The 24,215-nt window shown below is 68.1% G+C and carries 22 protein-coding genes; 6 read left to right on the top strand and 16 right to left on the bottom strand.

Translation table 11 applies throughout. From position 1 onward, the window contains the following. The first annotated feature begins 29 nt into the window (after nt 1-29). From EKM57_RS06835 to EKM57_RS06825, 3 genes are all read left to right on the top strand, one after another. Nucleotides 30-434: a hypothetical protein gene (locus EKM57_RS06835; RefSeq protein WP_129791723.1), complete on the top strand. Its 405-nt coding sequence runs from the start codon at nt 30-32 to the stop codon at nt 432-434. Next, entirely contained in the window at nt 431-622 is a 192-nt protein-coding gene (locus tag EKM57_RS06830) for a hypothetical protein (protein ID WP_129791722.1), read from the top strand. Before EKM57_RS06835 ends, EKM57_RS06830 begins: the two co-directional genes overlap by 4 nt. A 91-nt stretch (nt 623-713) precedes the next feature. Continuing rightward, nucleotides 714-1,199: an acetyltransferase gene (locus EKM57_RS06825; protein ID WP_129791721.1), complete on the top strand. Its 486-nt coding sequence runs from the start codon at nt 714-716 to the stop codon at nt 1,197-1,199. A gap of 77 nt (nt 1,200-1,276) precedes the next feature. Here the strand turns inward: EKM57_RS06825 and EKM57_RS06820 are convergent, their stop codons facing one another. The 10 genes from EKM57_RS06820 to EKM57_RS06775 form a co-directional block, all read right to left on the bottom strand. Continuing rightward, on the bottom strand, nt 1,277-1,666 hold the full coding sequence (locus EKM57_RS06820; protein ID WP_129791720.1) for a GFA family protein: 390 nt from the start codon (nt 1,664-1,666) through the stop codon (nt 1,277-1,279). Continuing rightward, on the bottom strand, nt 1,663-2,856 hold the full coding sequence (locus EKM57_RS06815; RefSeq protein WP_129791719.1) for an LL-diaminopimelate aminotransferase: 1,194 nt from the start codon (nt 2,854-2,856) through the stop codon (nt 1,663-1,665). The genes EKM57_RS06820 and EKM57_RS06815 overlap by 4 nt, the downstream gene beginning before the upstream one ends. Nucleotides 2,857-2,955: 99 nt before the next feature. Beyond that, on the bottom strand, nt 2,956-4,182 hold the full coding sequence (locus EKM57_RS06810) for an NAD(P)/FAD-dependent oxidoreductase (RefSeq protein ID WP_129791828.1): 1,227 nt from the start codon (nt 4,180-4,182) through the stop codon (nt 2,956-2,958). An 84-nt stretch (nt 4,183-4,266) separates the two neighbouring features. Further along, nucleotides 4,267-5,373, bottom strand: a complete 1,107-nt coding sequence (locus tag EKM57_RS06805) for an NAD(P)/FAD-dependent oxidoreductase (RefSeq protein ID WP_129791718.1) — start codon at nt 5,371-5,373, stop codon at nt 4,267-4,269. Between the two features lie 131 nt (nt 5,374-5,504). After that, nucleotides 5,505-7,055 (bottom strand): DHA2 family efflux MFS transporter permease subunit, encoded by a 1,551-nt coding sequence (locus tag EKM57_RS06800; protein WP_129791717.1) that lies wholly within the window; start codon nt 7,053-7,055, stop codon nt 5,505-5,507. 3 nt (nt 7,056-7,058) lie between these two features. Further along, the gene (locus tag EKM57_RS06795; RefSeq protein WP_129791716.1) at nt 7,059-8,228 is read right to left on the bottom strand and encodes an HlyD family secretion protein; all 1,170 of its coding nucleotides are present in this window, start codon (nt 8,226-8,228) and stop codon (nt 7,059-7,061) included. Next, entirely contained in the window at nt 8,225-8,665 is a 441-nt protein-coding gene (locus tag EKM57_RS06790) for a MarR family winged helix-turn-helix transcriptional regulator (protein ID WP_206185324.1), read from the bottom strand. The genes EKM57_RS06795 and EKM57_RS06790 overlap by 4 nt, the downstream gene beginning before the upstream one ends. 298 nt (nt 8,666-8,963) lie before the next feature. Next, nucleotides 8,964-9,449 carry a DUF1772 domain-containing protein gene (locus EKM57_RS06785; protein ID WP_129791714.1) on the bottom strand — a complete coding sequence of 162 codons (486 nt, stop codon included), beginning with the start codon at nt 9,447-9,449 and terminating at the stop codon, nt 8,964-8,966. Then, the gene (locus tag EKM57_RS06780) at nt 9,446-10,381 is read right to left on the bottom strand and encodes a PD40 domain-containing protein (RefSeq protein WP_129791713.1); all 936 of its coding nucleotides are present in this window, start codon (nt 10,379-10,381) and stop codon (nt 9,446-9,448) included. Before EKM57_RS06780 ends, EKM57_RS06785 begins: the two co-directional genes overlap by 4 nt. A 5-nt stretch (nt 10,382-10,386) precedes the next feature. Then, complete coding sequence (locus EKM57_RS06775; protein WP_206185323.1) at nt 10,387-11,469, bottom strand: hypothetical protein; 1,083 nt, start codon at nt 11,467-11,469, stop codon at nt 10,387-10,389. 128 nt (nt 11,470-11,597) lie between these two features. Here EKM57_RS06775 and EKM57_RS06770 point away from each other — a divergent pair, with 128 nt between their 5' ends. Continuing rightward, nucleotides 11,598-12,536: a LysR substrate-binding domain-containing protein gene (locus tag EKM57_RS06770; RefSeq protein ID WP_129791712.1), complete on the top strand. Its 939-nt coding sequence runs from the start codon at nt 11,598-11,600 to the stop codon at nt 12,534-12,536. Between the two features lie 12 nt (nt 12,537-12,548). Here the strand turns inward: EKM57_RS06770 and EKM57_RS06765 are convergent, their stop codons facing one another. Continuing rightward, nucleotides 12,549-15,074 carry an ABC transporter permease gene (locus EKM57_RS06765; RefSeq protein WP_129791711.1) on the bottom strand — a complete coding sequence of 842 codons (2,526 nt, stop codon included), beginning with the start codon at nt 15,072-15,074 and terminating at the stop codon, nt 12,549-12,551. Beyond that, the gene (locus EKM57_RS06760; protein ID WP_129791710.1) at nt 15,071-15,769 is read right to left on the bottom strand and encodes an ABC transporter ATP-binding protein; all 699 of its coding nucleotides are present in this window, start codon (nt 15,767-15,769) and stop codon (nt 15,071-15,073) included. The genes EKM57_RS06765 and EKM57_RS06760 overlap by 4 nt, the downstream gene beginning before the upstream one ends. A gap of 53 nt (nt 15,770-15,822) precedes the next feature. Here EKM57_RS06760 and EKM57_RS06755 point away from each other — a divergent pair, with 53 nt between their 5' ends. Both EKM57_RS06755 and EKM57_RS06750 read left to right on the top strand, forming a co-directional pair. Continuing rightward, nucleotides 15,823-16,518: an arylesterase gene (locus EKM57_RS06755; RefSeq protein ID WP_243450917.1), complete on the top strand. Its 696-nt coding sequence runs from the start codon at nt 15,823-15,825 to the stop codon at nt 16,516-16,518. 102 nt (nt 16,519-16,620) lie between these two features. Beyond that, the gene (locus tag EKM57_RS06750) at nt 16,621-17,664 is read left to right on the top strand and encodes a YdiY family protein (RefSeq protein ID WP_129791708.1); all 1,044 of its coding nucleotides are present in this window, start codon (nt 16,621-16,623) and stop codon (nt 17,662-17,664) included. A 59-nt stretch (nt 17,665-17,723) separates the two neighbouring features. On the opposite strand, the gene EKM57_RS06745 is transcribed toward EKM57_RS06750, so the two are convergent. The 4 genes from EKM57_RS06745 to EKM57_RS06730 form a co-directional block, all read right to left on the bottom strand. Next, nucleotides 17,724-19,859 carry a prolyl oligopeptidase family serine peptidase gene (locus EKM57_RS06745; RefSeq protein WP_129791707.1) on the bottom strand — a complete coding sequence of 712 codons (2,136 nt, stop codon included), beginning with the start codon at nt 19,857-19,859 and terminating at the stop codon, nt 17,724-17,726. A 6-nt stretch (nt 19,860-19,865) separates the two neighbouring features. Then, the gene (locus tag EKM57_RS06740; RefSeq protein WP_129791706.1) at nt 19,866-22,514 is read right to left on the bottom strand and encodes a TonB-dependent siderophore receptor; all 2,649 of its coding nucleotides are present in this window, start codon (nt 22,512-22,514) and stop codon (nt 19,866-19,868) included. Nucleotides 22,515-22,591: 77 nt separating this feature from the next. Continuing rightward, nucleotides 22,592-23,566 carry a FecR domain-containing protein gene (locus EKM57_RS06735; protein WP_129791705.1) on the bottom strand — a complete coding sequence of 325 codons (975 nt, stop codon included), beginning with the start codon at nt 23,564-23,566 and terminating at the stop codon, nt 22,592-22,594. Beyond that, nucleotides 23,563-24,135: an RNA polymerase sigma factor gene (locus tag EKM57_RS06730; RefSeq protein WP_129791704.1), complete on the bottom strand. Its 573-nt coding sequence runs from the start codon at nt 24,133-24,135 to the stop codon at nt 23,563-23,565. Before EKM57_RS06730 ends, EKM57_RS06735 begins: the two co-directional genes overlap by 4 nt. Between the last annotated feature and the right edge of the window lie 80 nt (nt 24,136-24,215).

Here is a 24,215-nt window from a genome sequence, read left to right as displayed (position 1 = left end):
GCGGGCGCGAAGCGGCGAAGGGTAGGCCGATGAGCGATTTCCAACAGGTCGGACGCGAGCTGCAGAGCCTGGAACGGGTGCATGCCGAGCTTGCAGGCATCGCGGTGCGTACCGACGAGCGTCGCCGGCACGACCTGATCGAGCTGCGCCGTCGCTTCTCCGAGCAACTTGCCGAAGTCGGGCGCCTTGCGGAGCCGATCTTCGAATCCCGACAGGATCCTTCGCTGGCGCAGGCCTATCGCAGCCATTTCTCGAGCCTCCGCTCGGCCGCGGCGGCGCATCAGGCGCAATGGCCGGCAGTGCGCATCGACGAAGCGTCGGAGCTCTATCGCCGTTCGGCCGTCGCCGTCACCGAGGCGCATCGCGGATTCGTCGCCTGGATGCGCGAGACTCTCTCCCGGCTCGAGAAGGAAGGCTGGAGCGGGGCGCCGTGACTGCCGTCTCCTACCCCTGCTACTGGCTGAAGAAGCACCTCTCCGGCGGCTGGTACTGGATCTATTGGGACCGCGACGGCCGGACGATCGCCCGCAGCAGCGAGGCGTTCGAACGGTATGACGCGTGCCGCAGCAGCGTCGACATCATGAAGGGATCGGCCAAGAGCCCGGTCTATTATTCGCCCTAGGATCCAGGGCCGGGGGCCCCGACCGGCCGACGGGGCGTCGGAGCGGGCCGCCAGAGGGTGCGGACAAGTTCGGCACCTGGTAATCGGGGCCATGTTCAAGTTTCGCCCGTCGACCGAGCACGACACCGCACACGTCATGAGCATATGGCGCAAGGCCGTCGATGCGACCCATCACTTTCTTGACGAGGCGGACCGGCAAGCCATCGAGGACGAGCTTTCCTCCTTCGTTCCGAACGTGCGATTGACCCTGGCTGTCGATCCCTCAGATCGACCGCTCGGCTTCATGTTCCTGAACGAAGGGCGTCTGGAAGCGCTCTTTGTCGATCCAGACCACCACGGAAGGGGAATCGGCAGGGCGCTTGTTAAGGAAGCGCTTGCCCGACATCCGGATCTTGCAACCGATGTGAACGAGCAGAACTTGCAAGCGGTCGGTTTCTATGAGCGGATCGGCTTCGAACGAACGGGGCGATCCGCCATTGACGGGCAAGGGCGGCCTTATCCTCTCATTCACCTGCGGTTTCGGCGTTCCGTGCAGCCGGCGACTGAGCGGAGCTCGGCAGGCCCGGATCCCCTCTGACCTGATATCGTGCTTCAATCGCCAGGTGACCTGCAGACGTCTGATCCGTCACGTTCCGCTAGCGCGGACCGCGAGGCTCACTCCTGCTCCGGTGCGAGTTGCCCGAGCCAGGGGCAGCGACGCTCTCCATAGACTTCGACCGCCGGCGCGGGAAATTCCGGATCCGAAAAGGCGCCGACCGGGACGGAGACCATCCCGGGCCGTCGCTCGATTTCGTAGAAGACGGTGACTCCGCAGGACGGGCAGAAGTGCGTGCGGGCCCAGAAACCATCCTCCGACCCGCGCTCGAAGGTAGCATATTCGCCTTCGGACCGGACCTGGGCCGCCGGCCATGTCGCGTTCCAGGAGAAGGCGCTACCGGTACGGCGTTTGCAGTCGAGGCAATGACAGACGGAGATTCTGACCGGATCTCCCTCGACGTGGAGGGTGAGGGCGCCGCAGCCGCAGCTCGCCTCGCGCGCGCTCACGGCTGGTTCGACCGCGACTGCGAGAGCAGCGCCTTCACGCCCCGCGCCGCCTGCCGGATACGCTGCTCATTCTCGACCAGAGCGATGCGGACATAGCCCTCTCCTTCTTCGCCGAAGCCGACGCCGGGGCTTACCGCGACTCCGCCTTCCGAAAGTAAACGCTTGGCGAACTCCATGGAGCCCAAGGCGCGGAACGGCTCGGGAATGGGCGCCCAGGCGAACATGCTTGCCTGGGGCGGCGGGATTTCCCAGCCGGCGCGGCCGAAACATTCGACCAGGCAGTCGCGGCGCGAGCGATACAGGCGGCGGTTGGCTTCGATGATGTCCTGCGGTCCGTTCAACGCGGCGACCGCAGCCGCCTGGATCGGGGTGAAGGCGCCGTAATCGAGATAGGATTTCACGCGCGACAGCGCGGCGATCAGCTCCGGATTGCCGACGGCGAAGCCCATGCGCCAGCCGGCCATCGAATAGGTCTTGGACATGGACGTGAACTCGACCGCGACCTCCTTCGCATCCGGCACCTGCAGGATCGAGGGCGTGGGCTCGTCGCCGAAATAGATCTCGGCATAAGCGAGATCGCTGATCACCCACAAACCATGTTCACGGGCGTAGGCGACGACCTGGCGATAGAAATCGAGATCGGCGACGTAGGCGGTCGGATTTGACGGATAGCCGATCACCAGCACCGTCGGCTTAGGCACGGTGAAGCGCACCGCCCGATCGAGGCTGTCGAAGAAATCCGGTCCCGGCGCGGCCGGTATCGAGCGGATCGACGCGCCGGCGATGATGAAGCCGAAGGCATGGATCGGATAGGAAGGGTTGGGCGCCAGAACGACGTCGCCCGGCGCGGTGATGGCCTGGGCAAGATTGGCCAGACCCTCCTTCGAACCCAGGGTGACGACCACCTCCAGGTCCGGATCGAGTTCGACGCCGAAACGGCGTTCATAATAAGCCGCCTGGGCCCGGCGAAGGCCCGGTATGCCCTTCGAGGCCGAATAGCGGTGCGCGCGCGGGTTACGGGCGACCTCGGCCAGCTTCTCGATGACATGGGCAGGCGGAGCACCGTCGGGATTGCCCATGCCGAGATCGATGATGTCCTCGCCCCGCGCTCGGGCCGCTGCCTTCATCGCATTCACCTCGGCGAAGACGTAGGGCGGCAGGCGTCGGATGCGGTAGAACTCGTCGGTCAAGGAATGGACTTTCCGGCTGATCGTTGCGGCGCAGCAGCCTGTCGCACGGCCCGCGGCAGCGCAAGTGCGTATCCGTGGTCCCGCGTCCGGCCGATGAAATTATCCGGGTAGCAGCGCCTTCAGCGGAGTCGAGACATCGGCCAGCAGGACCGGATCGATCCGGGCGCCCGCCACGACGAGGCCACGGCCCTGGACATAATCGCGCACCGCATTGACGCAGTCGAGCGCGATCACCCGCCCCTCGCGCAGATAGACGAGCGAGAAGTTGCGCCCGCCCGGATCGCCGCGCGTGACCACGTCGTCATGGCCCACCGACAGGCCCACCGTCTGGAGCTTGAGGTCATACTGGTTCGACCAGAACCAGGGCACCGCCGAATAAGGCTGGTCCGACCCGAGGATCGCGCGCGCGGCGGTCGTCGCCTGGTCGCTCGCATTCTGGACCGATTCCAGCCGGATACGGGCATCCCGCGCAAAGACATTCTCGTGCGCGGCGCAGTCGCCGACGGCGAAGACGTCCACAAGCGAGGTACGGCAATAGGCGTCCACGTCGATGCCATTGGCGCCGGAAGCCCCAGCGGCAAGCAGCGGCTCGACCGCCGGCACGATGCCGATCCCGACGATGACGATGTCGGCGGGCAGCTCGCTGCCGTCGGCGAGCCGGACGGCGCGCACCCTCCCCTCCCCAGCCAGGCAATCGACCGTGGCGCCGAGACGCAGCTCCACCCCGTGGGCGCGATGTTCGGCTTCATAGAAGCGCGACAAGGGCTCGCCGGCGACCCGCGCCAGTACCCGGTCGAGCGCCTCGACCACGGTGACCCGGCGGCCGGTCTTGGACAATATGGCCGCCGCCTCGAGGCCGATATAGCCGCCGCCGACCACGACGATGCGCGACGCTTCGGCCAGCTCCGAGCGAAGCATATCGACATCAGCGCGGCTACGGATCGCATGGACCCCCGCCAGGTCTCCGCCGGAACAGGCCAGGCGCCGGGGTCGGCCTCCGGCCGCCCAGACGAGCTTGCCGTAGCCAAGCGACGCGCCTGCATCGTCGGTCACGGTCCTCGCCGCCGGATCGACCGCCACGATCCGCCGCCTGGTGAGAATCTCCACCCCGCGCTCCGCCCAGAAGCCGGGCGGCCGGATCAGGATGCGTTCGAAAGCCTTGTCCCCGGCCAGATAGTCCTTCGACAAAGGCGGCCGCTCATAGGGATATTCCGCCTCGTCGGTGACAAGGGCGATGGAGCCTTCAAATCCGCTTTGGCGCAAGGCGATCGCGCATTGCGCGCCACCATGGCCGCCGCCGACGATCAGCACGTCAAATCGCTGCAACTGCGTCTCCGCGTCCATGCTTCGAACCCTCCGACTGTCAGTTCGTCCGACGTCTGACAAGCCCTCGCGCCCGCGGCTGCGGCGTCACCGGACCATCCGTTCGACCCGCGCGGCGATGGCGAGCGCGGCGGTGAGGCCGGGAGATTCGATCCCGAACAGCCCCACCAGCCCCGCGAGGCCGTGCTCGGCAGGACCGGAAATGACGAAGTCCGACGGCGGGCCTCCCGGCCCGGACAGCTTCGGGCGGATGCCGGCATAGCCGGGCTCGAGCCGACCGGGATCGAGGTCCGCCCAGATCCGGCGCGCAGCAGCCGCGAAGCGCTCGCGACGGGCCGGATCGACGCGATAATCGACCGAATCGACCCATTCGACGTCGGGCCCGAACCGCGCCTTGCCCGCCAGATCGAGGGTGAGATGGGTGCCGAGGCCGCCCGGCTCCGGCACCGGATAGATCAGGTGACGGAACGGCGTCCGGCCGGAATAGGTGAAATAGACGCCGCGGGCGAGGAACAGGGGCGGCACGTGAGCGGGATCGAGCGCGTCTATCCTCGCCGCCAGCGCCTGCGCGGCCAAGCCGGCGCTGTTGACCAGAACCGGCGCCTCGACCGCCGGAGCTCCTGCCTCGTCGCCCTCGAGATGGACCTGCCACAGATCCCCGCGCCGGCCGATCCGCCCCACCGCCGCCCGACAAACCAATGTGGCGCGATGGGCCTCGGCCTCGCCGAGCAGCGCGAGCATGAAGGCATGGGAATCGACGATGCCGGTCATCGGCGAGAAGAGCGCTTCGGTGGCGTCGAGCACGGGCTCCAGCCGCTTCGTCTCGGCCGCCGACAGGCGGCGCAGCGGCCCGGCGCCGGCCCGGCAAGCACAGGCTTCTATGGCGTCGAGCGCCGGCGCGTGGGCGGCATCATGCGCGAAGATCAGCTTGCCCAGGCGGCGGTGCGGAACGCCGCGCGACCGGCAAAAGGCGTAGAGAAGATCACGCCCCTCGACGCACAGCGCCGCCTTGAGCGAACCGGGCGGATAATAGAGACCGGCGTGGATCACCTCGCTGCTGCGGCTGCTGGTCCAGGAACCGAAGCGCGTCTCCCGATCGAGGATCAGCACCTCGCGCCCGGCCAAAGCCAGCGCGCGCGCGATGGCGAGGCCGACCACTCCGGCGCCGACGACGATGGCGTCCACCCGCTCCATGGCCGGTCCATAACCGAAGCGGCGGCCGGCATTGACGAAAAATCGGATCCACGTCCCGAACGGACAATCGGATCAACGGGCAGCGCGGACCGTCGACCATCGGCGCCGGGACCTGATCCAGGCGGCGTCGGTCACCCGGCCGCCGAAGGCTCCGGAGGCGCTTCGGCCGAGCCCGGCTCGGGATCCGGACGAGGGCGGTAGCGACGGAGAAGCAGCAGCAGGGGCATGGCGGCCAGGCTGAGCAGCATCATCAGGTGGAAATCGTCGATATAGGCGATCATCAGCGCCTGGCGGTTGATCTCGGCGTCGACCATGGCGAGCGCGGTATCGGCCAGGGGCGAGACCTGGGCCAGCGCCGGGCTCACCGGCGGCAGCGCGTCCCGCGTGATGTGCGCCGCCATGTCGGCATGGCTCACCTGGACGTTGCGGGCGAGGAAGGCCGACACGACCGAGATTCCGATCGACCCGCCGATGCTGCGCGACAGGTTGAACAGGCTGGCGCCGGTAGTCCTGTAGCGCGCGTCCATGGTCGCGAAGGCAATGGTGTTCAGCGGCACGAAGATGAGGCCCAAAGCGAGGCCCTGAACGAGCCCGCTGACGATGATCGGCCGGCTGTCCATCTCCAACGAGAAGCCGGACATCATGTGCAGCGACCAGGCCATCAGCGCCATGCCGATGAAGACGACCAGCCGGGCGTCGACCCTGCCGACGAGCCGGCTGGCGATCACCATCGATGCAAGCGTGCCGATGCCGCGCGGCATGGTCAGGATCCCCGACTGAAGGACCGAATGGCCGTACAGCCCCTGGAGCAAAGGCGGCAGCAGCGCGAGGCCCGCGAGCAGCATCATCCCCGTGACCACCATGAAGGCCAGGCCGACGCTGAAGTTGCGGTCCCTGAACATCTGCGGTTCGAACAGCGGCCGTGACGAGGTCAGCATATGGATGACGAACATCCACGCGGCCGAGACCGCCACCCCGGCCTCGATCCAGATCTCCCAGCTTTCGAACCAGTCGACCTGCTCGCCACGGTCCAGCATCATCTGGAGCGCACCGAGCGCCAGCGCCAGAAGCGCGAAGCCGAAGAGGTCGAATCGCCGCTTCTGCCTGGGCGCCGCCGGGAGGAAACGCAGCATCAGCAGCAAGGCCACGATTCCGACCGGCAGATTGACGAGGAAGACCCAACGCCAATTGAAGCTGTCGGTCAACCAGCCGCCGAGAACCGGCCCCAGGATGGGCCCGATCATCACGCCCGCGCCGAACACCGCCATGGCGCGGGCATGCTTCTCGCGCGGGTTGATGTCGAGCATCGTCGCCTGGGCGAGCGGCACGATGAAGGCGCCGGCGACGCCCTGGGCCACGCGGAAGAGCACCATCTCGGCCAGGTTCTGCGCCATCGCGCAGAGCACCGAAGCGATGGTGAAGCCGACGACGGAGAAGATGAACAGCCGGCGCCGACCGAGCCGGTCGGCGAGCCAGCCGGTGATGGGGATGGCGATCGCGGTGGCGACGATATAGCTGGTCAGCACCCAATTGACGGTATCGCGCGTCGCGCCGAGGCTGGTCTGCATGTGCGGCAGCGCGATGTTGGCGATCGTGGTATCGAGCACCTGCATCAGCATCGCCAGGATCAGGGCGGTCGTGACCAGCGCCTTTTCGACGCCGTGGAGCTTGTGGCCCTCCATGGATCAGGGCCGGGCGGCGACCTGAGCGTCAGGGCGCTGGCCGGTATCGACGGTAACCTCGGCCGACAGACCGGCGATGAGCGGCCGGCCGGGGTCGGCGTCGACGGCGATCCGCACCGGCACGCGCTGGGTCACCTTCACCCAATTGCCGCTGGCATTCTGAGCAGGGATCAAGGCGAATTGCGAGCCGGTCCCGGCGCCGATACTGGCGACATGACCGCGGAGCCGAACGCCGGGATAGGCGTCGAGCTCGACCTCGGCAGGTTGGCCGACGAACATGTCGGCGAGATCGGTCTCCTTGTAATTCGCCTCGACATAGGTGGTATCGCGCCGGACGATCGTGACCACCGGCACGCCGGAGACGATTGCGGCGCCGAGCTGCAGCCGGTCGGTCTGGCTGACATAGCCGTCGGAGGGGGCGCGAACTTCGGTGCGCTGAAGATCGAGCAGGGCCTGGTCGCGCGCGACCCGCGCCGCGCGGACCGCGGGCTCATTGCCGGTCCCGCCGCCCCTCAGCGCCGACCGAGCGGTCGCCGCCTCGGCTCGGGCGTTGGCGAGCCGCTCGCGCGCCTCCTGAACGTCGTGGACCGCCTGGTCGTAGCGGGCCCGGGTCGTGAAGCCGCGGCCGAGCAGCGTCTCGTAACGGGCGAGCTCGCGCTCGGTATATTCGAGATTCGCCTCGGCGCCCTCTATGTCGGCGACGGTGCCCCGCGATCGGGTGGCGAGCTGATTCACCTGGACCTCGGCGGCGGCGACCTGTGCCTCCGCCTGGGCAAGGGCGATGCGGTAGGGACGCGGATCGATCCGGAAAAGCAGGTCGCCGGCGCGCACGAACTGGTTCTCGCGGACGAAGACCTCGGCAACGACTCCGTTCACTTCGGGCGCGACCGAGACCATGTCCTGCTGAACATAAGCATTGTCGGTCGAGACGTAGCGGCCCGACGTCAGCCAAAACCATCCGCCCACCAGGAGCAGCAGGAGCGGCACGGAGAGCATCAGCAGCGTCCGCCAACGCCGGACCCGCGGCAAGGGCTCGGCGGAGCGCGGCTGCGGCGCCGGCGGATCGGCCGAAGGCGAGCTCGCCGACGTGGCGGTTCGTGGGGCGCCTTCACCGCGGCCCGCATCGGGGACGCGCTCCGGTGCCGAGCGCGACAGGGTGTCGCTCTCGCTCATGCCACCGTCTCCAGCGGCCTCGCCGCCCGTTCGACGTTGCGGCGGACCTGGTCGAGGACACGCCGGGCCACGCTTCGGTCCGCCTCGGCTATTCCGTCGAGCAGCTCGGCGTTGAAATCGCGGCCTATCCTCTCGAGCTCCTCGATCACCGGAGCCGCCTGTGCGGTCAGATGGATCCGCCAGGCGCGGCGATCATCGGCATCCTTGCGCCGCTCCACCAGCCCCGTCTCCTCGAGGCGATCGACCATGCGGCACAAGGTGATCGGCTCGACGTCGAGCGCTTCGGCCAGGTCCACCTGACGGGCGCCGTCGGAAAGGTTCAGGCGAGCAAGCACGCGCCACTGGGCGCCTGTCGTGCCGAGAGCGGCAAAGCGGCGGTTGGCCTCGCGACGCACCAGGCGCGCCGTCTCGGCGACTTCGAATCCGAAACTGTCCATAGCGGCGCGCATATAATAAGCATGCTTATTATGATCAAGTAAGGCGCGTCTGGCGCGCTGCCGAAGCCCACGGCCGGCTCAGCACTCGTGGTAGAGGCGCCCATGCCGGAGGCCGAAGCGCCGGCTGACGAGCTGCCCCTGCCCGCGGGGAAAGCGAGCGGCGGCCGGCGGCCCACACCGAATCCCACGAGAAACAGCCAGCGCCGGAGCAAGGAGAGGGTCGAGACCTCCTCCCGTGGGCGTCCATGTGAGCGTCACACGAACGGCCGGGCGAAGGTTGCAGACCGGCAAGCGGGCTTCAGAAGTCGAGCAAAGACGCCACGAAAAGGATGGACGAGGCGGTGCAGGCCGCTGTGCGTACGTGGTTCCAGGCGGTCCAGACCTTCAGGTAGCGCGTCCAGACCGCCGCCGCCTCGGGGCTCGCGGGATCGACCCCGTCGAGCGCATTGTTGAGCGGCACGTTGAAGAACATGGTCACGCCGAACATGCCAAGGACATAGATGAGGCCACCCCCCAGCATTGCGGCGGCGGCGGCGGCGCCCCAATCCGCCAGCGCCCAGCCGGCGAGCACGAGGGCGGCCAGCGTCGTGCCCAAGAAGAGCGGCATGAAGGCGGACTTGAGGATCACGCGATTGATCGACTGCATCGTCGCGGCGCCTTTTTCCGGACCCAGCCGGCCCAGCGCCGTCATGATGAAGACCGAAAAGGCGAAATAGAGGCCCGCCATCATCGCGCAGCCGATCGCCGAGGCCCACAGCAGGATGGAGAGGATGAGATCGCTCATTCGGAATCTCCGGAGGCCGTGGCGGACGCCGGCCGGGCCGCGTCGGAGGCGCGACGATCCAGGCGATAGACGATGCGGTACAGGTCCATCGATCCAGCTTTGCGCCTCCGCCCGGACAAGGCTAGCCGATCGAGCCGGGACCAGTCCAGCATCGGCCCGTAGGTATCGCCTTCGGGGCTGTTGACGCTCATCGGCAGGCGGGACCCCGCATCATAAGCCTCGTCGCCGGCCGCGGCGAAGAAGAGGTCGACCCGGTTCGACCTCAGATCGGGCGCCCGCGCGAAGACGATCGAGGTGCCATCGGCCAAATAGGTGGCATCGAACTCGTCGGCCGCGGTGTTGACGTCGCCCGGCAGTGGCGCCGCCGGTCCGAACCGTTCCCCCTCCCGCCGGGATGCATAAAGGTCGTGACCGCCCGAACCGCCGGAACGATCGCTCGAGAAGATCAGGCGCGACCCGTCCCGCGAGAGCATCGGCGCCCATTCATCGGCGGGCCCGTTCACGCCCTCAAGATGTTCCGCCGGGCCGAACCCACCCGAGGTCACGGCGACGCGGTAAAGATCGTCGCCGCCCAGGCCGCCGGGGCGATCAGAGGCGAAATAGACAAAGCGTCCGTCCGCCGAGAAGGCCGGATCGAAATCCCGATCGGACGAATTGAAAGTGACGGGGTGGGCCGCCGACCAGCCCCGATCCGTCCGGCGCGACATCCAGATGTCGTAGCCGCCGGGCCCGCCGGGACGGTCGCGACTGAACCACAAGGCGGTAGCACCGTCGGGGCTGATCGTGAGCCGGACCTCCGAGAAGCCGGTCGAGGCGACGCCCGGTGCGAACGGAACTGCGCTGCCGACGAACTCGAGCGACGCGGCGGAGGGCGGCGCGATGCCGACCATGGCGAGCGAAGCGAGCCAAGCCAGGGGAAAGCGCCGCGCCATTCGGATCAGGACTGCCTTGCAAAATCACTCACCCAGTTGACCTCCCAGCTGGCGCCGCCGTCGGCGGAATAGGCCTGCTCCCAGCGGATGGAGTCCGGGGCGAGCCGCAGCCACCGCACCCGCACCTTCACGGCGCGGCCCTCATGCAGGTCGTCGCCCAGCAAGGTCCCGCCATTCCGGTCCAGAGTTCCCTGCAGCGGCGGAGCGAGGGTCGCCGCGGTGCGCCCGTCGAGCCACCAACTCGACCACAAGCCGGCCGCCGGGTCGAAGGCGCGCACGCTCGCGCCGCGATAGGTGCCGGACGGGAGCTCCAACACGTTGTCGCCGACATTGCCGAAGCCGCCCAGGACCGGCCAGTTGTGAAGCGTGCCGCCGAATTCCTCCCATTGGGTGCTGCCGGCGAGCCGTTGCTTGAGGCGGCGGTGCCTGACGGTCCAGCGCCCGACGAGGAAATCCCAGTGCCGCGGCGCGTCGGGCGAGGGCGGTAGCGGAACCTGCTCCGGTGTCGTTCGGGTGAAGAAGTTTCGCCAGTTGATTTCCCAGGTCGCGCCGCCGTCGGGCGAGAAGGCCTGCTCCCAGTGCGGCCTCGGCCCGTTTATGTCGAACCAGCGGAAGCGAACGATGATCGGACGCCCTTCGAACGTGTCCGCTCCGACGAACGTGCCGCTGTCGCCCTCGAAGCCGCCGACCACGGGCGGATCCATGCGGCCCGCATTGCGGCCGTCGAGCCACCAGATCGACCAGCGCCGCGCAACCGGATCGAACGCGCGCAGGCCCAGCCCCCGGTAGAGGCCGTTCGGCAGGTGAAGCATATTGTCGTCGATCGTGCCGAAACCGCCCATAAGCTTCCACAGCACGCTCTTGCCGGGAAATTCGTCCCAAGCATCGCTACCGGCGAGGCGCTGCCGGAGGCGGCGGTGCCAGACGTCCCAGCTGCCTTCGAGCCAATCCCAATCATGTGCATGAGCGGCGGCGTCACCGCCGCTCCCAAGCTGCGCCGCGGCCATTCCCGGCAGGCCGAAGGCCGATGCGCCGCCCGCCGCCGCAAGTCCGAAAACGAACTGCCGACGCGCGATGCCGCGACTCATCGATTCTGCCCTCTCAAGTTCGTACCGCTTCATGCCCTATTCCCCTCAACACTGGATCGGACACGAAATGGCAGGGGCGTGCGCGGATTCGCCATGCCAAGATCCCGCGCAGAGGCTAAAGCCAACTTATGGTCGACACGCTTCGATTCCCCTCGCTGACCTCGATCCGCGCCTTCGAGGCAGCCGCGCGGCTCGGCAGCTTTGCCGAGGCGGGACGCGAGCTCGGGACGTCGTCGGCCTCGGTGAGCTATCATGTCCGGCAGCTTGAGGCGCAGATCGGGGCGCGCCTGTTCCACCGGCACCCGCATCGCGTGGAGCTGACCGACGCCGGACAATTGGTTGCCGGCGAGGCGACCAGCGCCTTCGCGGCGCTGCGCGCCAGCTTTGTGAAGGCGGCCGAAGCCGAAGAAGGTCTGCTGTCGCTGACCACGCTGCCGACGTTCGGCGCAGCCTGGCTGAGCCCGAAGCTCGGCCGGTTTCGCACCCTGCATTCGCAGGTGCGGGTTCAGCTCGAGCTCTCTGAGGCCGCCGAGGACCTGACGAGCGGACGATATGACGCCGCGATCCGTAACGGCCACGGCCACTGGCCGGGCCTGCGGACGGCCGAGCTGCTCCCCAGCCTGTTCATGCCGTTGTGCACGCCTGCGCTCAGGGCGGTAGCGGCCGGAGTCGACGACCCGCACCGCTCGCTCGACGTGCCGCTGCTCGGCCGGCCCGACTGGTGGACTCTATGGTATCGCGCGCAAGGTCATTCCGAGACGCCGCCGCCGGAGCGTTTCGGCACCAGCCTTTCCACGGAGCAGATGGACGTGGCTGCCGCTCTGTCCGGCCATGGCGTCGCCATCGCCTCACCGATCCTGTTCGCGAGCGAGATCGAGGCGGGCCGCCTGGTTCCGGCGCACGACTTCGTCGCGGGCGACGGACGCACCTTCTGGTTCGTCTATCCGGTTGCGCGGCGCAGCAGCCGCAAAGTCGTGCTGTTTCGCGAATGGCTGTGCGACGAGGCGGCGCGCGTCCGCGAGACGTCGCGCGCCTTCATCCGCCGTGCCGTGATCGTTCGTCCCTGAGCGAAGCCTTCCTCACAATTCCCTGAGCGCACGGGCTGGTCGGATCGAAAGCAAGGGCAGCGAGCCGACCAGGCCGACACCGAGCGTGAGCAGGGCGCCTGCGCCCAATGTGGCGAGGACGACCACCCAATCGGGCTGCCAACCGAACTCGAAGATGCGAACGATCACGTACCAGGCGCCAGCAAGGCCGAGGGCGAGCGAGACTGTGGCAAGGAGGAAGGCGAGGAGGGCATATTCCAGCGCCTGCGCGGCGAGTATCTCCCAGCGCGTGGCGCCGAGCGTTTTCAGAATGACGCTGTCGTAGCTGCGCGCCTGGCGAGCGGCGGCGATCGCGCCGATCAGAACGGCGATGCCGGCGAGGATGGCGACCGAAGCGGACAGCAGGATCGCCGTCGACATCTGGTCAAGGATGGCACCGACCTGGGCGATCACCTCGCCGACCGCGATAATCGAGACGGACGGGAAGGCGGCGAGCAAGGCGCGGGCGACGGCGCCTTCGCGCGCCGCGCCATCGAGGCCGATCGTGGCGGCGAGATTGTGCGGCGCACCGTCGAGCGCCGAAGGCGAGAAGACGAGGATGTAGTTGAACCCCATCGTGTCCCAATGGATCTCGCGCAGCGAGGCGATCCGCGCCTCGATCTCGCGGCCCAGCACGCTGACGGTGAGCCTGTCGCCAATACCCAGGCCCATCACCTCGGCCGCCTCGCGGTCGATCGAGACCAAAGGCGGCCCCCGATAGTCCTCGGTCCACCAACTGCCTTCGACCAGTTCGCTGCCTTCCGGCGGCGTGGGGCTGTAGGTGACCCCGCGTTCGCCGCGCAGGAACCAGGCGCCCTCCGGAAGCTCGTCCAGCTCTGCGACGCGCTGGCCGCCGAAGGCCGTGATCGTGCCGCGCAGGGTCGGCACGATGTTGAGCTCGGCAGCCGGCGCCTCGCGGCGGACCAGCGTTTCGAACTCGGCGCGCCGATCCGAGGGTATGTCGAGGACGAACTGGCTCGGCGCGCGCTCCGGAACCGTGCGGTCGATCTCGGCGGCGAGGCTGGTCTGGATGGCCGCGAGGGTGACGAACAATGTCAATGCGAGACCGAGCGCCACGACCAGAGCGACGGTCTGCGCGCCGGGCCGATAGAGGCCGGTAATGGCGAGCCTGAGCAAGGGGCGGCGGGGCCGCGGAAGGCGGCGGGCGGTGCGTTGGATAGCCCAGCCGATGCCGATGAGGACGAGCAGAACGGCGGCGGCGGCGGCGAGAACGGCGGCGGCGAAAGCCGGGTCGCGCGCGGTCGCGACGGCCAGGGAGAAGACCGCGACCGCGGCCGCGGCGGCCGGCAGCCAGGTGCGCCGATCGAGGCGGCGGCCCTCGCCGACGGCTTCGCGGAACAAGGCGGCGACCGGCAGGAGACGAGCCCGGCCGAGCGGCGGGAGCACGAAGATGAAGGCGACGAGGATCCCGTAAGCGGCGCTGAGGACGAGCGGGAGCGGATGGATGGCGAAGCCGGGCCGTACCGGCAACGCGTCGCCCGCCAAGGCGATCGCCGCCGGCGGCAGCAGGGCACCGAAGAGAAGCCCGGCCGCGACCGCCGCCAGCGTCACCAGGCCGATCTGCAGCAGATAGGCCCGGCCGATATCGCCCGAAGTCGCGCCGAGCGCCTTGAGAGTGGCGATGCCCTCGCGCTTCAGGCGCAGGTAGGAGGAGACGCCGTTGCTGACGCCGATGCCGGCAATGATGAGGGCCGCGAGACCGATAAGACTGAGGAACTGACCCATCCGTTCGAAGAACCGGCTGGCGCCGGGCGCCGCCCGGTCGCGATCCTTGAACTCCCAGCTCGACGCGGGGAAGCGTTCGCGCAGGGCATCGACGACCGTTTCGGGCGCCACTCCGGCGGGAAGACGAAGGCGATATTTGGCAACGAAGAGGCTGCCGGGCTGGACGAGGCCGGTGCGGCGCAGGCCTTCCAGCGAGACGATCGCGACGGGCCCCAAGGTGAAACCCTCGCCGACCCTGTCGGGCTCGTCGCCGATGATGGCGGCGATCCGGAAATCGGCATTGCCATAACGCACCAGATCGCCGGTGCGCAGCGACAGCCGCTCGGCGAGCGCCGGCGCGGCGAGGAGCTCGTCCGGCGCCAGTGCCGGCGCAGCCGCGCCGCCGGCAATTGTGAGGCTGCCGTAGAGCGGATAGAGTTCGTCGACCGCCTTGAGCTCGGTGAGGATCGCCTCCGGTCCCACTCCGGCGGGCAGCGGCCGGCGTGCCATCGCCCGCATCCTGATCGTCTCGCTCAAGACGCCGGCGGCGCGAAGGGCGGCTTTCTCCTCGTCACTCGCCTCGCGCTGGGTCATCGCAACCTCGACGTCCCCGCCGAGAATGACCCGCCCCCGGTCGGCCAGCTCCGCGGTGATCGCCGACGTGAGGCTGCCGATCGCGGCCAGGGTGGCGACCCCGAGGAAGAGACAGATGAAGAGAAGCCTCAGGCCCCGGAAGCTGCGGTGCAGGTCGCGACGGGCGACCCGCCAGGCGAAGCGCCAGCCAGGCGCGCTCATGCCGCGCTGTCCGCGGCGATCCGCCCGTCGAGCATCTCGAGCACCCGGCCGCAACGGGCGGCGAGCGCGGGATCATGGGTGATGATGATGAGAGTGGCGGCGGCCGCGGCCTGGCGCGCGAACAGGAGGTCGATGATCGCGGCCCCGGTCGTTCCGTCCAGGTTACCGGTGGGCTCGTCGGCGAAGATGATCTCCGGCCCGGGCGCGACGGCGCGGGCGATGGCGACACGCTGCTGCTCGCCGCCGGAAAGCTGGGCGGGATAGTGGCCGAGGCGATGGCCGAGGCCGACCGCCTCCAGCTCCGCGGCGGCGCGGTCGAACGGATCGTCAAGCCCCGCAAGCTCCAGCGGGACGGCGACATTTTCGAGCGCGGTCATCGTCGGGAGCAGGTGGAAGGACTGGAGGACGATGCCGATCCGGCCGCGGCGCGCCCGCGCCAGCGCATCCTCGTCGAGCGGACCGTAATCCACGCCGGCGACCTGGACCTCGCCGCCGCTGGCGCGCTCCAGGCCCGAAAGGATCGCCATGAGCGAGGATTTGCCGGATCCGGACGGGCCCAATATGGCCAGGCTGGCGCCGCGCTTTATGTCGAGGTCGATTCCGTTGAGGACGCTCGTCCGCGCCTCGCCGGAGCCCAGCGACAGCGTGACATTGCGCGCGCGGATGACGATATCGAAGCCGGTTTCGGCGCGCATTAACGGGATCCCCCTCGATGATGAACTTTCGGCGATATGTGGCTCTCTTGCTCATGGTTCAATTGGCGGCCGGCTGTTCCGGCGAATCCGCGGTCGGCGAGAGCGCCCAGAACAGTGCGCAAGCTGCCCCGGCAACGGTCGCCCAGCCGCAGGAGGAAAGGAAGCTGGTGCTTGCCTTCGGCGACAGCCTCTATGCCGGGTACCGGCTCGGCCAGGACGAAAGCTTCCCCGCCGTGCTCGAGCGGGCGCTTGCGGCGCGAGGCATCGCCGCCCAGGTCGCCAATGCCGGAGTCTCCGGCGACACCACGGCGAGCGGGGCCCAGCGGCTCGCCTTCGCGCTGGACGGGCTCGACCGCCGCCCCGATCTCGCCATCGTCGGACTCGGCGGCAACGACGTCCTTCGCGGGCTCGACCCCGACGAGACGCGACGCAACCTGGAAGCGATCCTGGCAGAGCTGCAGCGGCGCGAGATCCCTGTTCTGCTCACCGGCATGCTGGCACCGCGCAACATGGGCGAGGAATATGTCGCCCGGTTCGACGCCATCTTTCCCGAGCTGGCCCGAGCCTATGATGCCGAGGTCTATCCCTTCTTCCTCGAGGATGTGATCACCCGCCCGGGGCTGATGCTCGACGACGGCATCCATCCGAATGCGGAAGGGATCGAGGCGATCGTCGAGCGGGTCGCGCCGATGGTGGCGGAGCAGCTGGAGGATCCCGCCGGACAGACTCCGGCCGGCCGGGGCAGGTGACCGTCCGCCGCGCACGACTGGACATCGTGCGCCGGATCGTAGATCGGGACACGGGACGGTCGGGGGCGGCCGGCGCGACCATGAACCATCGCCGAGGAAGCCATGGCCACGAACCTGCTGGCGAGCCTGCTCGCCGCCGCCTTGATCGCCGGCGAGGCGCCCACCGCAGCCGAGCCGGGTGCAGTGGAGCCGACCGCGCCGGAAGCTGCGGCGCTCGATGCGCCCGGGAGCCTCATCATCGAGGTCCCACCGCCGGCGATCTTCCTGGGCGCAGCGCCGCCGGCGCCACCGGCGCTCCCGCCGGCCATCGCGCGGCTGATCCGCGCCGCCATGGCCTCCGGCGACGAGGCGGCCGTCACCAGCATCGTGCGCCATGCGCGGCAGACCTTTCCGTCGGCACAGCAGGAGATTGCGGCGCTTCGCAGCGAGTTCGACCGCGCGCTCGCCGACCGGCGCAGCGCCGCGGCACAGGCCGCGCATGAACGGCTCGCCTCCCCGCGGGTCTTCGACAATTGGAAGGGAAATGTCGAGCTCGGGGCATCGCGCACGACCGGTAATGTCGAGAGCTTCGGCTTCTACGGCGCGATCGAGGCGGAGCGCCGCGGCGTGTCGCTGGATCATTCGATCAGCGCCCGCGCCGATTTCCAGGAAACGAACGGCGTGCAGTCGGCGGAGCGCATCACCGCCTCGTGGCGGCCGCGCTACCGGATCGACGACGACCTCAACGTCTACGGCCTCGCCCAATATGAGCACGATCCGCTGATTGCCCTCAGCAGCCGCTACACGGTCGGCGGGGGCGTCGGCTATTCGGTGGTCGACAAAGCGGACATGAAGCTGCGGCTGGACGGCGGCCCGGCCATCCGCCGAACGCGCACCACGGCCGGCGAGGTGTTCACCGCGGTGGGCGGCCGCGCTTCATTGGACTTCGACTGGAAGATCACGCCCACGCTCGAGCTGAAGCAGGACGGATCGTTCATCATGGACGGGGGCAATGAAAGCGGCCGATCGGTGACCGCGATCGAGACGCGCTTGTTCGGCCCGGTCCGCGCGCGGCTCTCCTACGAGCTCCGCTACGAGCATAATTCGGCGATCGGCACGGAATCGTTCAACACCAGCGGCCGAACGACGATCGTCGTCGGCCTTTGACGATCCGAGCGGCCGGCCGGATCCGCCGGGTCCGCCGAATACCGGCTATCTGATCCGCCTCACCGGTGTCCGGAGCGGGAAGCCAACGCGCGCCAGCGGCCATATTGGTCCGCCTTGGCAGGATCCGTATCCTCGCGGCCGCGCATCCAGAATTCCAGCCAGTCGGAGTTCCGGTTCGCCGCCTCGCGCCTGAGAGTGGGTAGAGCGATATTGTGCCCCGTCTGCGGATAGACGATGAACTCGCTTGGCATGCCGAAACGCTCGGCCGCCTTGGGAAAGCCCAACATGTAGAGCGCGGCGGTATAGGCGCCGCCTTCGAACAAGGCCGCGGTCGTGACACCCCTCAGATGGAGGTCCGGCGATTCTGCCAGATAGCGGCCCGGATCGTCATAAAGGCTGGAGCCGATCACCACGTCATGGATCTCGCGATTCGCGTTCCCGCTCATCAGCTCGTACATGACGACGCTGTTGGCGACGCCTTCCGCGAAGCTGGCCGCGCGGAACCTTCTCGCCCGGGCCATCACCATCGGCCCCAGCAAGGCGCCGTGGCTGTGCCCGGTGATCGCGAGGCGCTCCGGGTCCGCAACACCGGTCACGACCAGATGCTCGACGCCGGCGATGATGTCGCCGACAGCCTCGTTGCCCGCGGCCGCGGCAATCTCCCGCCCGTAGCTGTGGGTGCCGCGATAGTTGGGGAAGAAGACGGCATAGCCGCGCCCGGCATAGACCTCGAACGGATAGGGCCAGTGGTCGAAATAAGGCGCGAACGCATCCGGATAGGGGAAAGCGGGTCCCCCATGGACGTGAGTGACGAGCGGCCAAGGACCCTCTCCCACGGCCGGCGTGAGCAGCCATCCGGCGATCTCGACGCCGTCGGCGGCGGTCCAGCGGACTTCGCGCGCCCCGTAGTCCACCGCCCGGGCGACATCCGCATTGAGGCGAGTGACCGCGCGGGGCGCAAAGCCCTCGCCAGCGACGTAGACTTCCGGCGGGCGCGTCAGGCTCTCATGAACGAAAGCGACGCGGCGGAAGTCACCGCTGAAACTGAAGCCTGAACTGCTCCCCTCAAGCCCTGCCACGAACGCCGACCGACTGAGACCCTCCGGACGGAGCCGAAACAGCGAATGAACGCCCCCAACCGTGTTCGCGACCAGTATGTCGGATGCCGAACGGGGCAGGAATCGAAGGTCCGACGGATAGAATTCGCCCGGATGCCAGACCGCGGTTTCGGAGCCCGAGACATCAACCAGAGCCCAGTCGGGATACGAGCCGCTGACCCACGGATCACTTTCGCGCACCCGGCGGACGAGCAGCCGATCCTCGCCGGGAATCCATTCGCCGCCGGAGTAAGTGAGGCCGGGCTTGTCGGCGCGAGGCGCCTTGGCCGTAAGCAGCGTCACGAACATGCGCCGCGACACATCGAACAGGCCGAGGCTGGTCCGGTCGTCGCCCAACTGGGTTGAAGGCATTTCGCTGCCGACGAAGGTCAACGAGAGACGGCGCGAATCCGACGACCAAGAGAAAGCGCCGCCGGGAGTGCCGGGGACGGGCACGAGAAAGGGATTGCCGCCCCCAGGCGCTACCCACAATTGCGGTGGCGGCGGCCGGACCAGCGCGTTCCAATGAGGGTTGAGGAAGTCGTGCGAGCTCGTCGTGGCGGGATCGACGAGGATTCCCGACGTGCCGTTGCGGAAGCGATCATAGAGTGCCTCATGCGGCTCGGCCATGGCGCGCGTGACGAACGCCAGGGTCCGGCCGTCGGGCGCGAAGGCGAAGCTGGTGATCGGATCTTCGCTCGTACGCTCGAGACGGATCGTTCCGTCGCCGCGGTCGTAGGAATGAAGTTTCGTCCGCCCCCCGTTCGCTCGAAGGAAGGCCAACCGCGTCGAACCGGGAACCCAGGCGATCCGCCGCGCGCCCGCGAGGGCAGGAACCTCGACCGGGACCGAGCCGTCGTCCAACCGCAGCAGGTGCACCCGCCGCCCTCCGCCGGCTTCCGGCGGCGCCAGGCTCTCCGTGATGAAAGCGAGCCATTGGCCGTCGGGCGCGAGCGCGATTTCGGCCACCCGCTTCAGCCGAAAATAATGGTCGACGCCGAACGGCCCCCCTTCCCCCCCTTGCGCATGCGCTCGCCCCGGGATCAGAGAAAAGCAGACCAGCGCCGCCAGCCAAAGGAGAAGGAGCGAAAGGCGCATCGCGGTCTACCAGCGCTGGGTCAGGCGCAGGGAGAAGTAGCGGCCGAACGGACTGGCATTTGCGGAATCGTAGAGCAGTCCCTGCAGGCTGTTCCGGAAGAGCGGCGGATCTTCGTCGAGCAGATTCTGGACAGCAAGCGCGGCGCTCAGGCCTTTCAGGAATCCGGTCGGAGAGAGACGCGATCCATCGAGCCGCAGGGTGAGATCGACCGTGGTCCAGGAATCCATTCGCGACGGCGGGGTCGAGAAGGGATTGGCATAATCTTCGACATGGTTGACGAAGAAGGTGGCGCCGAACGCGCCACGGGTCCAACCGGCCCGCAGGCGCGCGCGCGTGTCGACCGGCTTGCCGACCTCGTTGAGCAGGCTGAAGGCGGGGCTGGTCGGCGTGACGCGACGCTCATGCTCGAATGTGTGGGTGAGATTGAGGCCGAGGTCGATTTCGCCCCAGCCGGTCGGAAAGACGGCGTCGACGCCGAAATCGAGGCCCCGCACCGTCTCCACGGCGATGTTGCTGGTGCGATTGTCGAACAGGACGAGGTCGGGAAAGACGTCGAGTATGTTCTGGGCGGCGGGGTCGAAGGGAATGCCGGTATCGTTGCTGATGAATCCGTCGGCGTCCCGGCCGAGGAAGTCGGCCGCCTGGGCGGCGGATGGCATGGGCGTCACGAGGCCCGGAAAGCGGTCGGCCCGAACCAGCACGAGCTCGCGGTCGGCATTGACGCTGGGCTGCTCGATTCGCCCATCATATTCGACTTCGAAATAGGAGAAGGACAGGCGCAGTCCCGGCAGGAAGACGGGCTCATAGTCGAAACCGGCCGTCCAGGTTTCGGCCTCCTCCGGCTCGAGCCCCGGATTCTCGCCGTCGATGAACAGAACCGGCACCGAGGGACCGCCGGCAGGATCTTCAACGAGTTCGAGGAAGGCGTCGACCGAGCCTTCGAGTTCGATCAGGGCCGGCGCCCGGAACGCCGTCGAATAGGTGCCGCGAAAGGCGAGGCCGCGGACCGGCTCCCAGATCATCCCAATCTGAGGATTGGAGGTGCCGCCGACATCGCTGTAATCGTCGTAACGCGCAGCCAGCGACAGCTCGAGCCGGTGGAGCCCCTCGGGCCCGCCCTCGGCAAAGGGCACCAGCAGCTCGGCAAAGGCCGATTTGACGTTGCGGCTGAGATCGCTGTCGCGAACGCCGTCGATGACGCTCTCAAACCCCTCCCGGCGCCATTCGGCTCCGATGGCCAGGCGCGGCGTGATCCCGGCCACCGTGAAGAGCGGACCGTCCGCGATCGAGGACGCGGTCACCAGCGACGATCGCGCCTTTTCGACGCTGTCATCGGAGATCGAGACGACCCCAAGATCGATGAACAAGGCGGTGCGGGCGGTGTTCGCCACCTGGCTCAATGCACCGGAAAGCCTCAGCGTCCAATCAGACCCGAGATCCGCGCGGGCGCCGCCGGAAAATCCGAGATGCTCGGTCGGATTGACGATGTCGGTGAAACTGTTCTCGGCAGCACCTTCGAAGAAACGCAGCGAAAAATCCTCGAAGCGGCGGTGCGTGTAGAGCGTCTCGGCATGTACCTCGATCGAACCGGTCAGGTCGTAGCGGCCGGCGAGGTAGGCGGAATGGCGGCTCGAGTCGGCCTGGGCGTTCAGGGTCAATTGGGTGAGGCCGATCTCGGGGTTGGGTTCGAGCGAGAGCAAGCCGACATCGGCGAGGTCGAGCGGCCAGGAACGCGCGAAATCATAGGCTGCGACGAAGCCTCCGCGGTCGCCTTCCATGCCGACCAGCTGGCTGAGCTGAAGCCGCTCGCCCCCGCCCTCCTGCGCAAGACCGAAATAGGCCTGGCTCTCGGCTCCGTCGAAGCTGCGCCGGGTGACCAGGTTGACCACGCCGGCCACGGCGTCCGCTCCATAAATGGCGGACCGACCGCCGGTCACGATTTCGACGCGTTCAATTACCGACAGCGGGATGGCCGAGATGTCGACGACGCGTCCGCCGATGCTGCCCGCGCGCCGCGTGCCGTTGACGAGGGTGAGGGTCGACTGCGCGCCGAGGCCGCGCAGGTCGATCGCGGTCACCCGCGAATTATTGAGCCCGCGAAGCAGTGATCCGCCTTCATTGGCGAAGCGGCCCTCGGGCGTCACTTCGTCGAAATTCTGGGGCAGGGATTCGAACAGCTCCTCGACGGTCGAATAGCCCGTCTTCTCGATGTCACGGCGAGTGATGGTCTGGGTCGGCGACGCCGTGTCGCGGACGCCCCTGATGTGGGATCCGGTGACGACGATCTCGGCGGCCGCATCGTCCGGCCCTCCGGCCACGCCTGCAGACGTCGCGACCGGTGCGGCGCGGACGATCGCCACCGCCCCGGACGAGTCCATGCGAGCGACGAAACCGGTGCCGGCCAGCAAAGCTTCGAGCGCCGCTTGTGCGCCCAGCGGGCCCCGGGCGCCGGGACTGCGGGCTCCGTGTATCTCCTCAACGCGGTAGATGATCTGTCGACCGGACTGGCGGGCCCAGGCATCGAGCGCCTGCTGAAGGCTCCCGGGCGATATGTCGAACGCGCCTGATTGGGCAAAAGCCGGCACAGGCAGAGCGACGGCCAATGAGGTGAAGCAAGTTCCGCTCGCCAGAGCCGCGGCCAAACGCCTGATCATTCGAATACCCCCCGATCTCGCAATACCGGAATTTCACAAGGGGTAGACAGACGGGCTTCGGAAACCCGTAACGCCGCTCAGCTCGAGATCAGAATGCTGCCGTCCTGCTCCTTCAGCCTGAGGCCGTAGGCGTCACGGAGCAACCGGGCGAAGGCGCGCGCATTGCCCGCGTGGAAGGATCCGCCGATCCGGATCTCGGCCGCGGCCGGATCGGCGACGATCAGTTGAACGCGGTTGTACCGGTTGAACTCGGCAACTGCATCGGCAAGCGTCGACTGGCTGAAGATGAGCATTCCACGCCGCCAGCCAAGAGCATCGTGCACCCGCTCCGCCGAGTTCCCGGTCAGCAATGTGGAGGTTCCCTGGGCGATGGCGAGATCGCCGCCGACCAGCGTCGCCGACCGGCCCGGCGCGGGGTCCGCATCCTCGTCGACCCGGACTCGCCCCTCGAGCACCGCGACGCTGACGCGGTCGCCTTCGCGGCGAACCGAGAAGCGGGTACCGAGCACGGTCACCGTCCTCGGACCCGCGTGGACGACGAACGGCAGGCCCGGAGCCCGAGCGACCTCGAAAAAGGCCTCGCCGCGTTCCAGCCAGATCTCACGTCGTTCGCGGCCGATCGCGTAGCGCAGGTCGGTGTCGGTGTTCAGCTCGACGCGGCTGCCGTCAGCAAGCGCCAGGCGCCGCTGACCACCGACGGGAGTCACCGCCTGGCGAACCGCGGCGTCGGGTTGCGCCGAGCCGGTGGAAGACCCGGCCTGGACGAGGAGAACAACTCCAAGCGCGAGAGCGGCGATCAACGAAGCGGCCAGAGCGAGAATTGGGCGGGAAGACCAATTGGGACCGACGGCAGGGCGGACCCCACCACCAAGGGCCGAGATCCGATCCGCCTGACGCCAACCATGTTCGAGCCGCCAATAGGCAGCCTTGTGCGCCATCGATCGATCGAGCCATTCCTGGAGTTCCGCCTGGTCGGCACCCGTCCAGGCCGGGTCCTCTTGCCTGACCAGCCAGGCCGCCGCCGTCTCCTCGATCCGATCACGAGCGCTCACGGCCGCACCGCCTTTCGCCCGCAAGCACCACCGTCGTGGCGGCGCACCCTCCCCGCGCCACCGAGCATGAAATCGACCAGAGCGCGCATCCCCAGCGTCATCTGCTTCTCGACGGTGTCGGTCCCGATCCCCATGCGCTGAGCGACCTCGCGGGTCGACAGACCCTCCACCTTGCGCAGGCGGACCACCTCGCGGCAACGCGGCGGAAGCGCCTCCAAGCCACGCTGGACACGTCTGAGTTCATCGCGAGCGTCGAGCACGCGCTCGGTCGAGAGGCGGTCGAATCCGTCGTCCAGCCGCTCCAGATCCGCGACGAGGTCGATCGACACGATCTGAGCCCGCTTCGCCCGATTGATGAGATGATTGCGGGCGATGGTGTAGAGATAGGCCCGGGTATGCTGCGGCAAGCCCGATCGAGCCCCCATGAGCGCGCGCTCGTAAATTTCCTGCCTGAGGTCGGCGAGATCGGCCTCCACCCGCCAGTTGCGATGGATGAAAGCGGTCAGGACACGCTCGAGGGGGAGCACCTCGCCGCAGAACCATCTGTTGAGCGCGAAATCGTCGACCATGCCGCAGCGGTCGCCTCCTCCATCGGGTCAGCCGTTCGCCATAGGACAAGCGGCCGGGCATTTCCCGTAACAGGAATCGT

Source organism: Sphingosinicella sp. CPCC 101087 (genome assembly GCF_004151485.1).
Classification (GTDB): domain Bacteria; phylum Pseudomonadota; class Alphaproteobacteria; order Sphingomonadales; family Sphingomonadaceae; genus Allosphingosinicella.
This window is presented reverse-complemented; position numbering and strand designations above follow the sequence as displayed.

Coding starts and splice junctions, on each gene's coding strand:
- EKM57_RS06755 (WP_243450917.1), top strand. CDS start 15,823: ATGGTTCAATTGGCGGCCGGCTGTTCCGGCGAATCCGCGGTCGGCGAG.
- EKM57_RS06775 (WP_206185323.1), bottom strand. CDS start 11,469: ATGAGTCGCGGCATCGCGCGTCGGCAGTTCGTTTTCGGACTTGCGGCG.
- EKM57_RS06740 (WP_129791706.1), bottom strand. CDS start 22,514: ATGATCAGGCGTTTGGCCGCGGCTCTGGCGAGCGGAACTTGCTTCACC.
- EKM57_RS06835 (WP_129791723.1), top strand. CDS start 30: ATGAGCGATTTCCAACAGGTCGGACGCGAGCTGCAGAGCCTGGAACGG.
- EKM57_RS06745 (WP_129791707.1), bottom strand. CDS start 19,859: ATGCGCCTTTCGCTCCTTCTCCTTTGGCTGGCGGCGCTGGTCTGCTTT.
- EKM57_RS06730 (WP_129791704.1), bottom strand. CDS start 24,135: ATGGTCGACGATTTCGCGCTCAACAGATGGTTCTGCGGCGAGGTGCTC.
- EKM57_RS06780 (WP_129791713.1), bottom strand. CDS start 10,381: ATGGCGCGGCGCTTTCCCCTGGCTTGGCTCGCTTCGCTCGCCATGGTC.
- EKM57_RS06770 (WP_129791712.1), top strand. CDS start 11,598: ATGGTCGACACGCTTCGATTCCCCTCGCTGACCTCGATCCGCGCCTTC.
- EKM57_RS06805 (WP_129791718.1), bottom strand. CDS start 5,373: ATGGAGCGGGTGGACGCCATCGTCGTCGGCGCCGGAGTGGTCGGCCTC.
- EKM57_RS06785 (WP_129791714.1), bottom strand. CDS start 9,449: ATGAGCGATCTCATCCTCTCCATCCTGCTGTGGGCCTCGGCGATCGGC.
- EKM57_RS06790 (WP_206185324.1), bottom strand. CDS start 8,665: ATGGACAGTTTCGGATTCGAAGTCGCCGAGACGGCGCGCCTGGTGCGT.
- EKM57_RS06760 (WP_129791710.1), bottom strand. CDS start 15,769: ATGCGCGCCGAAACCGGCTTCGATATCGTCATCCGCGCGCGCAATGTC.
- EKM57_RS06750 (WP_129791708.1), top strand. CDS start 16,621: ATGGCCACGAACCTGCTGGCGAGCCTGCTCGCCGCCGCCTTGATCGCC.
- EKM57_RS06795 (WP_129791716.1), bottom strand. CDS start 8,228: ATGAGCGAGAGCGACACCCTGTCGCGCTCGGCACCGGAGCGCGTCCCC.
- EKM57_RS06765 (WP_129791711.1), bottom strand. CDS start 15,074: ATGAGCGCGCCTGGCTGGCGCTTCGCCTGGCGGGTCGCCCGTCGCGAC.
- EKM57_RS06800 (WP_129791717.1), bottom strand. CDS start 7,055: ATGGAGGGCCACAAGCTCCACGGCGTCGAAAAGGCGCTGGTCACGACC.
- EKM57_RS06825 (WP_129791721.1), top strand. CDS start 714: ATGTTCAAGTTTCGCCCGTCGACCGAGCACGACACCGCACACGTCATG.